We start from the raw sequence: 14792 nt of genomic DNA, 5'->3' as shown, positions 1-14792 counted from the left end.
AGAAAAGAAATATGCTCATTTCTTGTTTTTCAGATAAAAAATTCAGTCATCTGATAGATGACTGAATTTCTATTGGCTTATGTTCCAAAATGTTTTTATTACTTAAGCTTCTGAGATATCGTTTTCGATAATGACCTTAATTGCATGGTGGTCTGCTGCCTTACTGAAGACTTCATAGGCTTTTTCAATTTCACTGAGTTTAAAATAGTGGGTTACCAATTTTTCTGGTTCAATCTTATGACTTTCAAGTGCCTTCAACAATTGTGGAGTTGTATTTGTAGATACCAAACCGGTTGTTACATTGATGTTGCGAATCCAAAGTTTGTCTAAATCGAATTCAACTGGTTTACCATGCACACCACAGTTGGCAACTGTTCCGTCTACACCGATAATCTTTTGACAGAAGTCAAATGTTGCAGGAATACCAACAGCTTCGATAGCTACGTCTACACCACGGCCATCTGTTAAATCATAAATTTCTTTAATAGCTTTTTCAGGGTCTGAAGAATTAACCTTGTGAGTCGCACCAAATGATACAGCAGTTTCCAAGCGGTTATCGTCTAAGTCAACCATAATCAATTTGGCTGGTGAGTAAAACTGAGCTGTCAAAAGTGCAGCCAGTCCAACTGGTCCTGAACCAATAATCGCAACGCTACAACCAGGTTCTACTTTCCCTTTCAAGACACCAATTTCATATCCAGTAGGCAGAATGTCTGATAGCATAACCAAAGCTTCATCTGACAAATCTTCTGGAGTATGGTATAGAGTGTTATCTGCATGAGGGACACGTAGATATTCAGCCTGCATACCATCAATCAAGTGACCAAAAATCCAGCCCCCTTCGTCTTCACAATGGGCATAAATTCCTTTTTTACAGTAGTAGCATTTACCACAGGCACAGACACAAGAAATCAAGACCTTGTCACCTTTTTTGAAGTTAGAAACTCCTTCTCCAACTTCTTCAACAATCCCAATCCCTTCGTGACCAAGAATGGTACCACTTTGGCAAGCAGGAACATCCCCTTTGATAATATGGAGGTCTGTACCACAAATAGTAGTTTTTACGATACGCACAATAGCGTCTGTTGGCTTGCGAATCACTGGTTTGTCAACATCAACAAAAGAAGCAAGTCCTGGTTTAACATAAGTATAGGCTTTCATAAAGCATTCCTCCGTTTTTTTATTTGTTCTATTTATAATGTAATTGTAAGCCTTTTCATTTGTTTCTTCAAGATTTTTTGTGATTTTTTTAACTTTTTTATTTACCGGTAAAGTAATATAGATAAAAAAGCAGAAGCTAATCTCTAACTTCTGCTTTCTCTCTTATGCTTGATAACGTTTCACACCATCTAGATAGGTTGCTACCAATTCCAAATCTTTATCTAGTACGATAAAGTCTGCATCGTAGCCTTCACGGATTTGGCCACAGACATCATCAATATGAACAGATTTTGCTGGGTTGAGGCTAGCCATCATGACGGCTTCATGCGGATTCGCAATGCCCCATTCAACCACATTTTTCAAACCGTCTTTGAGTTTGAGGATAGAACCTGCCAAGTTACCTGTCGATTTGAGACGTGCAGTTCCATTGGCAACCACTACTGGAAATTCTCCCAACATGTAGTCTCCATCTTCCAAACCACCCGCTGTCATACAGTCTGTGATAAGGACAATATTTTCAGTTCCTTTTTGCTTGAGCAAAATATCACAGGCCTTTGGATCTACGTGGTGACCGTCACAGATCAACTCTGCGTAAGTATGTGGCAATTCATACATAGCCCCCACCATACCTAGTTCACGGTGAGTCAACCCACGCATCCCATTGTAGGCATGTACCCAAACACTCGCTCCAGCATCTACTGCCTTTTTAGCTTCATCAAAAGTCGCATTTGAGTGTCCAAGAGCAACGGTCACTCCTTCACCCGTAATTGTACGAACAAAGTCTTCTACACCTTCACGTTCTGGCGCAAGGGCAATTTTATTAAGCAAACCATTAGCTGCTTTTTGCCAAGCACGAAACTCATCCATGCGAGGATCTTTCATGTAGACAGGGTTTTGAGCTCCCTTATATTTCTCTGTGAAATAAGGCCCTTCAAAATAAATTCCACGAATCTTCGCGCCACTTGCTTCCTGGTAACGAGCACCGATATTTTCTGTTACCGCAAGCAATTGCTCATAAGTTGATGTCAAAGTGGTTGGCAAGAAGCTGGTGACACCTGTACTAAGCAATCCTTCACTCATGGTATGAAGGGTTCCTTCGATATTATTGTCCATAACATCCACACCGCCAAATCCATGAATGTGGGTATCTACAAGTCCTGGAGCAATTCTATAACCTGTATAGTCAATCACCTCAGCTCCTTCAGGAATCTGCTCGACATGTTTTCCAAACTTACCGTCCACAAGTTCCAAGTAACCACCACGACGAACTCCGTGTGGGTAGAAAAACTGATCCGCTTTAATATAGTTAGGCATAATGTTAACCTCCTTAAAAGATTGATTCTACAATTTATTATGTCAATTATATTATAAACCTTTCTTTTTTATTTGTAAATGGTATAGACCTATTTTCTAGAGATATTTTAATACTCAATGAAAATCAAAGAGCAAACTAGGAAACTAGCCGCAGGTTGCTCAAAGCACTGTTTTGAGGTTGTGGATGAAGTTGACGTGGTTTGAAGAGATTTTCAAAGAGTATAAAAGAGCTGGATTTCTCCAACTCTTCTCTTTTTAATACAAGTTATTTTGATTTAACTGGCTTGTCTTGGGCTGTTTGTAAAGCTGTAGCAATCGTATCCGCATACAATTTAGCTCCTTCTTCAATTTTGCTAGTGTCACTTCCGAAATGGACTTGGTCTGTACCTACCCAGATTTCTGGATGTTCCTTAGCGACTTGATTCCAATCAGCAACTGTGATATAAGGTGTATTCTCTGCCAATTCTCTTATATAGGCAGCCGACTTCTCAACGATTGCATAAGTCTCTTTTGTCTTATCCCCCTCATAAGGAGTCACTAAAATCATATGATGGCCCTTAGGAAGATTTTTCACGATACTGTCCCAATCTTCCTTGTAATTTTCAGGATTATTCACACCTGTTGCAATAACCACCATCTTTGGTAGAAATTTATTTTGGCTATTATTTAGCATGATTTCATTGGCGGTCTTGGTTGTCCTGCTGACCTGCGCGTTCAGCTGTGCTCCAGGAAGGGCTGTCTGTAGTGCAGTATTTGCCCTTAAAGCCACCGAGTCACCAATTAACATAGTTCCATCAGCAATTCCCAAACTGTCCGCATCTGCCCGTTCTGCCATCACCTTGGTCTGGCTAATATTTGTTGCAGCTTGCTTCAATCCATTGACAGTTAAGTCTGTTTCAAATGCTCCCACTTGTGGTGCCAAGAAAGTCACTAAGAAGACAATAAAGGCCAAAATTCCAGTACTTGCTGCAAAGATTGTATGGATATAAGGCAGGCGACGAAGGGCCTGTATAATAGGTGTACTCTTTCCTGCAATCCACGGTTCCAACACATAAAATGATAGACTAGCGAATCCATAAGAAAAAAGCAAAGTCAGTAACACAGCAAAAAGATTTGATGTCAACTGTGAGAATATGATATAGAAAGGCCAGTGGAAGAGATAAACTGCATAGCTAGTATCTGCTAAAAAGCTAATAATCTTTGGCTCCTGCACATTAGGAGTCTTTTCATGTAAGACACGCGCCGCCAGTATCATAGCAAGGGCTGCCAGACTGGCGAGTAAGAAGCCAATAAGATAGGCAAAAAGATAAGTGAATTTGACAAAGAAGGTCAAAATAAGTAAGAAGCCAAAACCTCCTGCAAAAATCAACAGGGTCTTGCGTAAATCCCAAATTTTATCCAACTGCTTGACGAGGGAAGTCGTCTGACGAACGCCTACAGTAGTTGCTAACACACTTCCCAAAAAGAATGGATAGACATGAGTTAAACTAGAGAAGTATACAGAAGAATAGGAAGTTACTAGAAAACTACCAATAAACATGGAGAAGAAACTAATCAAGAAGGCCGCAGCAGATAAAAGAAAGACCATCCCTTTTAACTGACCATTTGATTTAGCCTTTTTGGATAAGAACCAAACTGCCAATCCCCAAAGAATATAGTAGTGCACCTCAACAGCCAAGCTCCAATTATGAACAAACAAATGAGGAATGAACTGTGATTCATAACTCCCACCTGTTAGTAGTTCATAGAAGTTGGTCATGAAGCCTAAGACACCCGCAATCTGACCCCCAATTCCAGCCACATAATCTTGCCGAACTAGAAAAGTAAAGGGCATGGTTACCAAGACCATCAAAACCACAGGTGGCACAATACGATAAAAGCGTCTCCTAAAAAATCCAACCAAATCAATTTCATGATTTTTAGAAAATTCTTCGATGAGTAGAGCCGTAATCAGGAAGCCTGAAAACGTGAAAAAGACATCTACCCCGAAAAATCCTCCAGGAAAGATAGTCTGAAAGAAATGATACAAGAGTACCAGTAGTAAACCTGTAATCCTAATCAAGGAAAACCATTTAATGCGCATACGAGTTTATTCTCCCTTTCATTATACACTTTATTCTATCAAAAAAAGAAGAAAAATCCCAAGAGAAAACTTAGGATTTTTAGCTTATATCAATTCCATTTTAGAAATTGCGTCCTGACTTATTATAGCCATATTTTTCAACAAAATACTCACGGAATTCCAAGAGATTGTCATCCATGATGGCTTGTCGTACTTGCTTCATCAGGTTAAGCAAGAAATAAAGGTTATGGTAGCTCGTCAAGCGGATACCGAAGGTTTCATCAGCCTTGAGCAGGTGACGAAGGTAGGCGCGTGTATAGTTCTTACATGTGTAGCAATCACACTCAGGATCCAGTGGCGTAAAGTCCTCAGCAAACTGGGCATTTTTTACAACCAAACGTCCCTGACTGGTCATACAAGTTCCGTTACGAGCAATGCGAGTTGGCAAGACACAGTCGAACATATCGACCCCACGAATAACACCATCAATCAAGCTATCTGGCGCTCCTACTCCCATCAAGTAACGAGGTTTGTTCTCAGGAAGCAGTTGGGTCGTAAAGTCCAAAACTGCATTCATCTCTTCGTGGGTTTCTCCAACTGCTAGTCCTCCGATAGAGTAGCCTGGGAAGTCCATGCTGACAAGGTCATGAGCCGATTGGCGACGAAGGTCTTCAAATCCAGCCCCCTGCACAATTCCAAACAAACCTTGGTCATGTGGACGACGGTGAGCCTTCAAACCACGCTCAGCCCAACGACTGGTACGCTCGATTGATTTCTTAACGTAGTCGTATGGTTGATAAAACTGGGGGCATTCATCAAAGGACATCATGATGTCTGAGCCCAAATTATTCTGAATAGAAATAGCTTTTTCTGGTGATAGGAACATCTTGGAACCATTAAGATGGTTTTTAAAGGTTACCCCTTCTTCTGTGATATTGCGACTATCTGCTAAAGAATAAACCTGAAAACCACCACTATCTGTCAAAATAGGCTGGTCCCAATTCATGAACTTGTGAAGACCACCTGCGCGAGCGATGAGTTCATCTCCTGGACGAAGCCAGAGATGATAAGTGTTTGACAGGATAATTCCCGAACCCATCTCCTTCAACTCTTCTGGCGACTGTGTTTTGACAGTTGCCTGAGTACCAACTGGCATGAACATAGGCGTTGGGAAGGTTCCGTGTGGTGTGATAATCTCACCCAGGCGAGCTCCCGTGTGTTTTTCTTTTTTAATCAAACGGTATTTGATTGGTGAATCCGACATTTTTTACCTCCGAAGCTGGGAAAGACAGTCCCAGTTCTTACTTTGCGCCCAAGGGCATACTGTATGATTCTATCAAAAAAAGTAGGAACTGTCACGAACTATGTATAAGAACTATGATATAATGAAAGAATGAAATACCCAAAAATTGATTTAAAAACCGTTCGTCTGCAGGCTAGACAATTTCAAGCTGAAAATCCCCGCCTCTTTCTCGTCTATCTCTTACCTAGCATACTGGTCATCTTGTCTGGCTTTCTCAATCCCTTAGAGCGCATCAACGAGGCTATTTTAGAACAACCCTTTTTAAGCGTGTTTGGCCATGTATCCCAAGCCTACCTCTTTCCACTATTAGTCTCCTTTATTGGAACAATACTTCTAACCAGTTCCGTCTATACCACGCTGAAACTCATCAAGAATCCTGATACAGAACTATCAGTCAAAAATAGTCTCACTCTCTTTAACGAAGAGCTTTTTTCACAAACCTTTTTGACTCTACTTCTCAAACGTTTCTATCTCTTCTTATGGAGCATTCCTAGTTTGCTTGGAATTTACTTCCTTTTTTACAGTAGCTTTATCGCAAAGAAATTCGTTGCCCTTCACCCTGAGTTTCCCAATCTGGATCTCACATCAATTGAAACTGAACGCTTCCTCATCACCTTTGGTCTTTACCTTCTAGCAAGTATCTTCTTGATGATTATAGGAAATAGTCTCTATATTCCACAATACTATGCCTATTCACAGGTAGAATTTCTCCTGTGTGACACCCTAGACTTGGGACAAGCTAGACCAGGACAAGTCCTAAAAACCAGCCGTTTCCTGATGAAAGGCTACAAATTTCAGCGCTTTGTTCTAGACTTACAACTCCTTCCTTGGTACGTCCTCAATTGGATTACTTTTGGGATTGCTAGTTTCTCACTCCTACCCTATATTCAAATCAATAAAATGATTTTTTACCGAGCAGTACTGGCTCGAAAACGTCCAAAAGCTTGAAGGTTGTTCCCTCAAGCTTTTTTCTATCAATGAGTTTCTCCGCCTACCAACTTGAGATCCTGATCTCCATGTTCTATCATGGCGCCGATTGCCGCTTCTATCCCTCGCCTAATGTCCACTAAACTCATAGCTGGAGTAGTCGGTCGATTCACCACCTGTTCCATCATATAAGGAATATGCATAAACCCTGCCTTAACATGTGGAAATTTCTTTTCTACCAAATAGAGGGCCTGATACATCAAATGATTGCAGACAAAAGTCCCTGCTGTATTGGAAACAGAGGCCGGCAATCCCTCCTTTTTTATAGCTTGAACCATCGCTTTAATCGGCAAACTACTAAAGTAGGCCGGAGCACCGTCTGTGCGAATGGGAAGGTCAATCGGTTGATTACCCTCATTATCAGGAATGCGTGCATCATCTTGATTAATAGCTACTCGCTCAGGTGTCAAGCTAGACCTTCCACCAGCTTGACCTATACAAAGGACAAAGTCAGGTTGATAGCGGTTCATCTCTTCTTCCAATACTTGAGCCGATTTGTGAAAGACTGTCGGCACTTCTAGCCAACGGACCTCAGCACCATGGATTTCAGCTGGTAAACCTTTAATGGCTTCCAAGGCTGGATTGACCTTTTCCCCTCCAAAGGGCTCAAAACCTGTCACTAATACTTTCATTTCTAACTCCTTACAACCAATTCCATGAAACTATTTTCTTAAAAACAAGTATAACATATTTCCCTTATTCTGGAGTAAAAAGGACTAGCGAGGCTAGGATTGATTTTTGAGTTTATTTAAAGAATAAAATACTAATTAAGGCCAAAATAGCTGGTCCACCTTGCTTCAAAATAATTTTCTTATCTGCTGTGAGAGAGCCATAAGCCGCAGCACCAATCACAAACAAGACAAAAATAGTCACAATTTCTAAATTCTGTGAGAAATAAATCCCATACAAGAGAAAAACTCCTAGCAGAGCATTATAAATCCCTTGATTTTTAAACAATGAACTTACTGACGGACGAACCAGTTCTTCCTTTTCCATGTTAAAGACACGACTAGTTGCATCTGATTGCGTAGCAATACTTTCCAAATAAAAGATGTAAAAATGCTCCACAGCAACAAGCGTTGCTAAAATGATTGTCATAATTGACATCTATTTCTCCTTAAATTTCTATATTTTCAATACCTGAAACTAATTTATTTACTAAACGGCTGAGTTCTGTTCTTTCAGACTCTGTTAAAATACTTTCCATCGCTTCCTTAACCTTGATATGCTGCAGAGGCGGATTCATCACTAACTGCTCCTTGGCATACTTCGTGGCCTCTACCAACACTTCTCGCTGATTTTTAGGATTGCGATGACGCTCCACCAAACCTTCCATTTCTAAAATCTTGAAATGTCGGGTCAAAGCAGCCTGATCAATCTTCAAACGCTCCTGAACCGCTATTTGTTTACAAGGGGAATGCTTCAGCAAAAATAATAAAATCTGATACCGTGTCAAACTAATCCCAAGTCTTTTTTCAAATAATTGCGTACTCGCTTGCTCAGACAAGCGGAGTTGATAAAGCAGATCTTGAATCTCTAACATTTCTTCCTCCTATCTATTGACTTATCAATAGTTGACTAATCAATTATAGTGCAAAGTAAAATAGATTGCAAGAATGTTGCTTGAGTCATTACAAGATGGTGACTTTCCATTTCCCATTTATATTGATAAAGAAAAAACGAATGAGACTTGCTTCCTATCACGAAAGCTAGATCTCATTCGTCAAAATGATATTACAAAGTCTGGTTTATCCATTCATTGAAACGTGAACGTGGTCATAGTGATTTTCTGTCACACTACCACGGTCTGGCATTGGGTTCCAAGTATTAGCTGGTCCATATTTGCTATCGAATGGAGCATAGAAACGTTGTTTCCAAATGATGTAACTAATTCCACGGCTGGCCATATTTTGAATAGCGTATTCCGCAATCTTATCTCCTAGTTCTGAGCTTTCTGGTACCATAAAGTCGATAGCCAAACCTTTTCCGTGATCTCCACTGTCTCCTGGACGGTAACCACTAAAGGATGTGATACCAAACAAGTTGGCAATTTCTTCTTTAAAGGCAGCCGTCTGTGGTTGAAGGCCTGCATTCTCAGCCTTTGCTACTGCCAGTCCAGCATAATCAGGGGCTGCTGGAGCTGCGTAAGTCGTTGAAACTGGTTTCGCCTCTTCTGGTTGATAAGTAGAAACTGCTGTTGTAGCTTCACTTGATGATGCTTCTTTTGCTTCTTCTGAACTTGTTACAGTGGTTTCAGTTGCTTTTTCTTCTACTGACCTTGTAGTTGTTTCCACTGTTGGCTCAGCTTGAGGACTTGCTTGTGTTTCCTGTTTCTCAGCTGGAGTCGTTGCCTGAGGAGCTACTTCTGCAACTGCACTGCTTGTTTCGGCTGTTTGCTCGTCTGAAACAGAAGTCCCTGTAGATGGCGCGACTTCTTCTGAAGCAGTCACTGTCTCTGTAACTTCTGAACTTGTTGCTACTTCTTTTGTACTTGTAGTTTCTACCGCTTTTGGAGCTTCTGCAATTGGTTGAGAAAGATCTGCAACTTGAACAGTTTGATCATCAACGGTCACTTGATTGGTTGTCAAATCTGCTGTCGCAGTTGTCACTTCCTCACTAGAGTCTGCTTGAGGAGTTTGAATTTCAACTTCCGTTACTTCTTCTGCTTCATTGACAGTCGTTGTCAAAACAGTTTCTGGGAAAATCAAGTCCATATTAGTGATTTTATTCAAATTCGCAAGAACTGTGACATCTACACCCAAGGCTTCTGCAATAGTGCTTAAGGTATCACCATACTGAATGGTGTAACTTGTTTTGTTGTCTGTTTTAGTCAAATCATTTTGGATTTGCTCAACACTACGTGCAGTCCAAAGAACTTCTTCTGCTTGAGTTGCCAATACTGGGGCAAATGACAAGGCTACTGTTGAGGCTAATAATATTCTTTTCTTCATTCTTTCAAATTCCTTTCAAATGAGTACCTGTCTATCATAACACAAAAAGACCAGAAAAAAAGCCCTCTCGGGCCTATTTAACAAAACTGTCTATTCCTTGTAATAAACTCGATTACTTGAAATAGTTTGTTAAGTTTCTGTCACAAAACTGACACAGTCTTTTTATCACTTAGCCTTAAAAATAAGGGGAATATCTGCTAACGTTTGAATCCTGTGATCGTCTTCATAAGACGACTCTAAAAAGTTGAGGCTTTGAATTCCACTATTCTGGGCAAATTCCACATCCAGAGTCCGATCCCCTATATAATAAGTCTTCTCAGGATTCAACTGATACTTGTCTAGCAGATAATCAGCCGCTTCTGGATTAGGCTTGCGCGCAAAACCACTCTGACTGGTTAGAATCTCTGTGAAATAGGATTCCAACCCCAAGTCTCTTAAAATAGTAAGAGCATTGTCCCCCTTATGAGTATAGACAAACTGCTGAATCCCTGCATCGTCTGCCCAAACTAGCACTTCACGCGCACCTGGCAGCAAAACTACCTGAGCATTCTTCTCAGCCAGACTCTGGGCCCGCACCTGATTTAGCACTTCCACATCCAATTTTCTCTCTTCTGCCACCTGCACAAGCAAATCCTGCACAGAATACTTTAGGATAAACTCTCTCACCTGCTCCTTATCATAAGGAATAGAAAATTGACTAAACGTCTCCTCGATCCCTGACAAAATCGCTTCGTAAGAGTCCAATAAAGTCCCGTCTAAATCCCAAATAAAAGCTGTTTTTTGCATTTCCTATCCTTTCAAGCTCATATAGCGCTGGTAACGATAGCGTAGAAATAACCAGCGAAAACCATTATCCAAGAGGGTTCCGGCCCAAATACCAGGCAAGCCCCAACCAAGAACAATCCCCATCAGATATCCTGTCCCAATGCGGATACACCACATTCCTATACTTGTCGCATAAAAGGGAAGCCGAGCATTGCCCAAGCCCTGCCAGACTGCCGTATAAATGACTGTTCCTATCGTCATAGGAGTACCAAGTAGTGAAAAAAGTGTCACTAGCACACTAGCCTCCACCGCTAGAGAATCAGTCGTATAGAGATGAGTTAGTGGTATACCCAAAGCATAGATACTGAAGGTTAAGGGCAACATGAGGACCAGAGAAAGCCAAAAGGTTTGCTTGCTCATACTAGCTACCCTTTTCCAATTATCCTCTCCAACTGCTCGAGCCACCAGCATGACCGTTGCCGTAGCGACACCAAAGGCAGGCATATAGTTAAACTGGGTCAAAACTTCTCCGATTGCATTTCCCGCCACTGCCTCCGTTCCAAAAGAAACAACCAAAGCAATGATAACGACATCACCAGCCCGCATCATGAGCCGCTCTCCAGCTGCTGGCAAAGCTAGGGTCAATAGTTCCTTATCTAAACCAAAAGTCGGTTTCTCAAAAGGCAGCTTTAATTGCGACCATAAAATTGCAAGACCAATCAAGCGAGACAGAATAGTCCCCCAAGCAACACCAGCTATCTCCATATCCAGGACAAAAATAGCTAGACTTGAAAAAAGAATATTCAAGGCATTGGATAAAAGACTCACATAGAGGGGCAAACGTGGATTATGCGTTGCACGAATCAAGGCTCCCAGACTAGTCATTAAACCCAAGAGAACAATCGATCCGCCAACCAAAGATAGGTAGAGACCACCACTCTCAGCTACATCTCTCTCCGTCCCCAAAAGTCCTATCATCTCTTGCCCAGCAAAGATGGACAAGGCCCCTAAAAGCAAACTTACTATCAAGGTTATCTTGAGAGCTTCTGTCACATGGTAGGCTAGTCTAGACTGATCCTTCTGCCCCATGCTTTTTGAAATAACGCTGGAAATAGCAGCTCCCAGAGCAATGAAAATCGCCTGGTAAATCGTGATGATATTGCTGGCTACCGAAACACCTGAAATAGCGATTAAGCCTAAGTGAGCGACCAAGTAACTATCCACCATCCCCATGAGCATCTGCAAAAAGTTTTCACCCATAGCTGGCAATGCAATATTAAGAATATCTTTATTTTTCTTAAACAATCCTTCCTCCTGATGAAAAGAAACCCAGTTGGTTTCCCAACCGAGTTTACTCTCTCTGTCTTAAAGTCCTAGATAAGCCTCCACCGCTGCTTGCATATCAGCAGCTGCTACTGTTGTCTTGTGACGAACAGGAGCTGTCTCAAGCCCATCAACTGCAGGTGGTACAGCCACTCCTGAGATTTCATGTAATTGAGCCAAGGCTTCAAAATCGCTTAAACCTGATTTTCCAGTCACAGCTTCTACTGCAACTACTGGGAACTTGTATGGACTAGCTGTTGATGCAATGACTGTCTTAGTCACATCTCCAGTAGCCGCTTGGTATTTTTTATACACTGCTGAGGCAACAGCTGTATGAGGGTCCTCGATATAAGAATCTGACTCATAAACACGTTTGATTTCTGCTGTCGTTTCTTCTTCAGTCGCATATTCAGCCGCAAAGAGGTCAAGAATCTCTCCATCAAAATCTGTCAATTCATACTGACCTTGGTTATTCAAAGCATTCATGAGTTCAGCTGTCTTTTCAGCATCATTCCCCAAAAGATGGAAAATCAAGCGCTCCAAGTTTGAAGATACCAAAATATCCATAGATGGACTAGTTGTTATCTTAAACTCACGTTTCTTATCGTAAACACGTGTTTTAAAGAAGTCTGTCAAAACATTATTGTCATTTGAAGCACAGATTAGCTTGCCGACTGGCAAACCAATTTGCTTAGCATAAAAGGCAGCCAAGATATTACCAAAGTTTCCTGTTGGTACGGTAAAGTTGACCTTATCACCAGCCACAATCTCACCAGTCTTGACCAACTGAGCATAAGCATAAACATAGTAGACAATCTGTGGCACCAGACGACCGATATTCATAGAGTTAGCTGATGAAAATTGCAACTTGTTAGCTGTTAATTTCTCACGAAGAACCACATCATTGAACATATGCTTCACATTTGTTTGAGCATCGTCAAAGTTTCCATCAATAGCGATAACATGGGTATTGTCACCAGTCTGAGTGGTCATTTGCAATTCTTGCACCTTGCTGACACCATCTTTTGGATAAAAGACGATGATTTCAGTTCCAGGAACATCCGCAAAACCTGCCATGGCAGCTTTCCCAGTATCTCCAGACGTCGCTGTCAAGATGACAATCTTGTTTTCCAAGCCATGTTTCTTGGCAGCTGTTGTCATAAAGTATGGCAAGATAGACAAGGCCATATCCTTAAAGGCAATCGTTGAACCATGGAAAAGCTCCAAGTTATATTGTCCGTCTAATTTCACTAATGGCGCAATAGTTGGAGTATCAAACTTGCTATCGTAGGCATTGTTGATACAGTAGTCCAACTCCTCAGCTGTAAAGTCATCTAAAAATGCTGGCAAAACTAACTTAGCAACTTCCTGATAAGATGCATCTTTCAATTTGTCAAAGTCCAAATCTACCTTTGGATAAGTAACCGGTGTAAATAAACCACCATCCGTCGCCAAACCTTGTAAAATCGCTTGGCTGGCTGTTACTGTATTTTTCGCATCACGCGTTGATTGATAAACTAATGTCATAAATCTCTATCCTTTATCTATAGTCTCATCCATTATAACATGATTTTTCAGAAAATTCTCCCTTTATAAGAAAATTATAGAGTCAATTTTTCTTTCAAAGGTTGTAAGTAGGTCATTTCTTGCTTATTTCTCATCTCCAGTCCTTCCTCCGCTAAAAGGACTAAGACTTTAGAAAATTCAATAATCGCAGTTTCTTCCTCATCTGTAAGCTTTTTCTTAGAAAATTGTCGTCTTAAAAACTTATAATTTCGCCCAAATTCTTTAAAGAAAGGTGCTGTTTCTAAGTAAGGCTCTAACTTATCTAAATTAACCAACAACCCCAGGTGAAAAGCTGCTGAAGCGAAGGTGCTATCTAGAGGTTGAGTACACACACTACGAAACTCAACTGTTCCGCGAGTGGTTAAATCTTGGTACTGGTAACTACGATGTGTTTCAAAATCCTTCTCTTGAGGATAAATAATAATCTCATCCCCAGTAAGTGCATATGCTTGAACTTCAGGTGTAGACAAATAGTCCCTTGCCTGAATCGGATAAAAATAATAGGTTTTCCCATCACGTTCCGCAGTAAAAATCGCAGAGTGATTTAAATAGCCAAAAAAATCATCCTCATCTTTAAAGAGCCTAGAATTGACCCCGACGTTTTCTGGATAGATACCATGCATCGATTCTTCCCAGAAAATGTCCCTTGAAATTTTCGTATCCCAATCTGCACCCGAAAACTCAGAATTGGCAAATAAATAAGCCTTAACTGCTTCAATTTGGGTAAAAGCATTAATTACCCGTAAGTAGTTAGACTTTGAAACATCCAGCTGAACCTGACTCCCACAGATAAAAGCTCCATATTCAGGGAATTGGTGCAAGTCTGATTTAGTCACAGTGCTACTCAAATTCAAATAGTCCATCAACATGCGATACCGTGAGTAAGAAACTGGACTATTCTCATTTTTATCCCAGTTGGGATGGATACCACAGCCAACAATAGCATGGTTTGATTCAGCTAACTTTTTCTGGATTGATTCCAGATAAATACTAAAACGATTTTTAACCTCTTGTATCGTTTCAGCTTTACCAAATGCAAACTCAATCGTAGTATAGGAAACTTCAAATAAAATAGCATCTTGACTTGCTGGGTCCACTAACTGAATAGGAGTCCCAAAATCATCAACCTTTTCGACAGTAAAATCAAAAGTAGAAACTAAATATCGGAATAAGTGTTTGATAACTTCAACATCTGTAGCATCCCCTTCCAAATTTGCAACAGGATATTCCAGCTCAATCCCAACAAACAATTCAGGGTTTTCTTTAATATTTTTCAAATACCGATGTTTTAATAAATCGATAGAACGAGACATACTATCCTACTCTTTCTTATACTCAATGAAAATCAAAGAGCAAACTA

The 14792-nt window shown here is 40.7% G+C and carries 13 protein-coding genes; 1 reads left to right on the top strand and 12 read right to left on the bottom strand.

Features of this window, described 5'->3' with window-relative positions; genetic code table 11:
• Positions 1–102 precede the first annotated feature (102 nt).
• The 4 genes from UKS_RS00980 to tgt all read right to left on the bottom strand — a co-directional run bounded on the left by UKS_RS00980 (position 103) and on the right by tgt (position 5801).
• Entirely contained in the window at positions 103–1161 is a 1059-nt protein-coding gene (locus tag UKS_RS00980; protein ID WP_000649461.1) for a zinc-dependent alcohol dehydrogenase family protein, read from the bottom strand.
• Between the two features lie 162 nt (positions 1162–1323).
• A complete protein-coding gene (gene nagA / locus UKS_RS00975; RefSeq protein WP_156011418.1) occupies positions 1324–2475 on the bottom strand; it encodes an N-acetylglucosamine-6-phosphate deacetylase in 1152 nt (383 codons plus the stop codon).
• A gap of 265 nt (positions 2476–2740) precedes the next feature.
• The gene (locus tag UKS_RS00970; RefSeq protein ID WP_156011417.1) at positions 2741–4558 is read right to left on the bottom strand and encodes an acyltransferase family protein; all 1818 of its coding nucleotides are present in this window, start codon (positions 4556–4558) and stop codon (positions 2741–2743) included.
• A 100-nt stretch (positions 4559–4658) separates the two neighbouring features.
• On the bottom strand, positions 4659–5801 hold the full coding sequence (gene tgt / locus UKS_RS00965) for a tRNA guanosine(34) transglycosylase Tgt (protein WP_001285237.1): 1143 nt from the start codon (positions 5799–5801) through the stop codon (positions 4659–4661).
• A gap of 129 nt (positions 5802–5930) precedes the next feature.
• Between tgt and UKS_RS00960 the strand changes: the two genes are divergently transcribed.
• Positions 5931–6788: a DUF975 family protein gene (locus tag UKS_RS00960; RefSeq protein WP_156011416.1), complete on the top strand. Its 858-nt coding sequence runs from the start codon at positions 5931–5933 to the stop codon at positions 6786–6788.
• A gap of 26 nt (positions 6789–6814) precedes the next feature.
• On the opposite strand, the gene pcp is transcribed toward UKS_RS00960, so the two are convergent.
• From pcp to UKS_RS00920, 8 genes are all read right to left on the bottom strand, one after another.
• Positions 6815–7459: a pyroglutamyl-peptidase I gene (pcp, locus tag UKS_RS00955; RefSeq protein WP_156011415.1), complete on the bottom strand. Its 645-nt coding sequence runs from the start codon at positions 7457–7459 to the stop codon at positions 6815–6817.
• Positions 7460–7571: 112 nt separating this feature from the next.
• Positions 7572–7934, bottom strand: a complete 363-nt coding sequence (locus UKS_RS00950; protein WP_156011414.1) for a DUF1304 domain-containing protein — start codon at positions 7932–7934, stop codon at positions 7572–7574.
• 10 nt (positions 7935–7944) lie between these two features.
• Positions 7945–8370: a MarR family winged helix-turn-helix transcriptional regulator gene (locus tag UKS_RS00945; protein ID WP_173020427.1), complete on the bottom strand. Its 426-nt coding sequence runs from the start codon at positions 8368–8370 to the stop codon at positions 7945–7947.
• A gap of 205 nt (positions 8371–8575) precedes the next feature.
• Positions 8576–9778, bottom strand: coding sequence for a LysM peptidoglycan-binding domain-containing protein (locus UKS_RS00940; protein ID WP_156011413.1), 1203 nt, complete (start codon positions 9776–9778; stop codon positions 8576–8578).
• A gap of 165 nt (positions 9779–9943) precedes the next feature.
• Positions 9944–10564 (bottom strand): HAD family hydrolase, encoded by a 621-nt coding sequence (locus UKS_RS00935; RefSeq protein WP_156011412.1) that lies wholly within the window; start codon positions 10562–10564, stop codon positions 9944–9946.
• 3 nt (positions 10565–10567) lie between these two features.
• The gene (locus UKS_RS00930) at positions 10568–11848 is read right to left on the bottom strand and encodes an MATE family efflux transporter (protein ID WP_156011411.1); all 1281 of its coding nucleotides are present in this window, start codon (positions 11846–11848) and stop codon (positions 10568–10570) included.
• Positions 11849–11908: 60 nt separating this feature from the next.
• Complete coding sequence (gene thrC, locus UKS_RS00925) at positions 11909–13393, bottom strand: threonine synthase (RefSeq protein ID WP_156011410.1); 1485 nt, start codon at positions 13391–13393, stop codon at positions 11909–11911.
• A 74-nt stretch (positions 13394–13467) separates the two neighbouring features.
• Positions 13468–14745 (bottom strand): gamma-glutamylcysteine synthetase, encoded by a 1278-nt coding sequence (locus UKS_RS00920; RefSeq protein WP_156011409.1) that lies wholly within the window; start codon positions 14743–14745, stop codon positions 13468–13470.
• Positions 14746–14792 lie beyond the last annotated feature (47 nt).

The sequence above is a fragment of the Streptococcus sp. 116-D4 genome (genome assembly GCF_009731465.1).
GTDB classification, from domain to species: Bacteria; Bacillota; Bacilli; order Lactobacillales; family Streptococcaceae; genus Streptococcus; species Streptococcus pseudopneumoniae_E.
The sequence above is the reverse complement of the archived record's forward strand: the minus strand, read 5'-3'. Positions and strand labels throughout refer to the sequence as shown.

What these genes read in the sequence shown, in the direction of transcription:
- UKS_RS00980 (WP_000649461.1), bottom strand. Translation starts at nt 1,161, where the DNA reads ATGAAAGCCTATACTTATGTTAAACCAGGACTTGCTTCTTTTGTTGAT.
- nagA (WP_156011418.1), bottom strand. Translation starts at nt 2,475, where the DNA reads ATGCCTAACTATATTAAAGCGGATCAGTTTTTCTACCCACACGGAGTT.
- UKS_RS00970 (WP_156011417.1), bottom strand. Translation starts at nt 4,558, where the DNA reads ATGCGCATTAAATGGTTTTCCTTGATTAGGATTACAGGTTTACTACTG.
- tgt (WP_001285237.1), bottom strand. Translation starts at nt 5,801, where the DNA reads ATGTCGGATTCACCAATCAAATACCGTTTGATTAAAAAAGAAAAACAC.
- UKS_RS00960 (WP_156011416.1), top strand. Translation starts at nt 5,931, where the DNA reads ATGAAATACCCAAAAATTGATTTAAAAACCGTTCGTCTGCAGGCTAGA.
- pcp (WP_156011415.1), bottom strand. Translation starts at nt 7,459, where the DNA reads ATGAAAGTATTAGTGACAGGTTTTGAGCCCTTTGGAGGGGAAAAGGTC.
- UKS_RS00950 (WP_156011414.1), bottom strand. Translation starts at nt 7,934, where the DNA reads ATGTCAATTATGACAATCATTTTAGCAACGCTTGTTGCTGTGGAGCAT.
- UKS_RS00945 (WP_173020427.1), bottom strand. Translation starts at nt 8,370, where the DNA reads ATGTTAGAGATTCAAGATCTGCTTTATCAACTCCGCTTGTCTGAGCAA.
- UKS_RS00940 (WP_156011413.1), bottom strand. Translation starts at nt 9,778, where the DNA reads ATGAAGAAAAGAATATTATTAGCCTCAACAGTAGCCTTGTCATTTGCC.
- UKS_RS00935 (WP_156011412.1), bottom strand. Translation starts at nt 10,564, where the DNA reads ATGCAAAAAACAGCTTTTATTTGGGATTTAGACGGGACTTTATTGGAC.
- thrC (WP_156011410.1), bottom strand. Translation starts at nt 13,393, where the DNA reads ATGACATTAGTTTATCAATCAACGCGTGATGCGAAAAATACAGTAACA.
- UKS_RS00920 (WP_156011409.1), bottom strand. Translation starts at nt 14,745, where the DNA reads ATGTCTCGTTCTATCGATTTATTAAAACATCGGTATTTGAAAAATATT.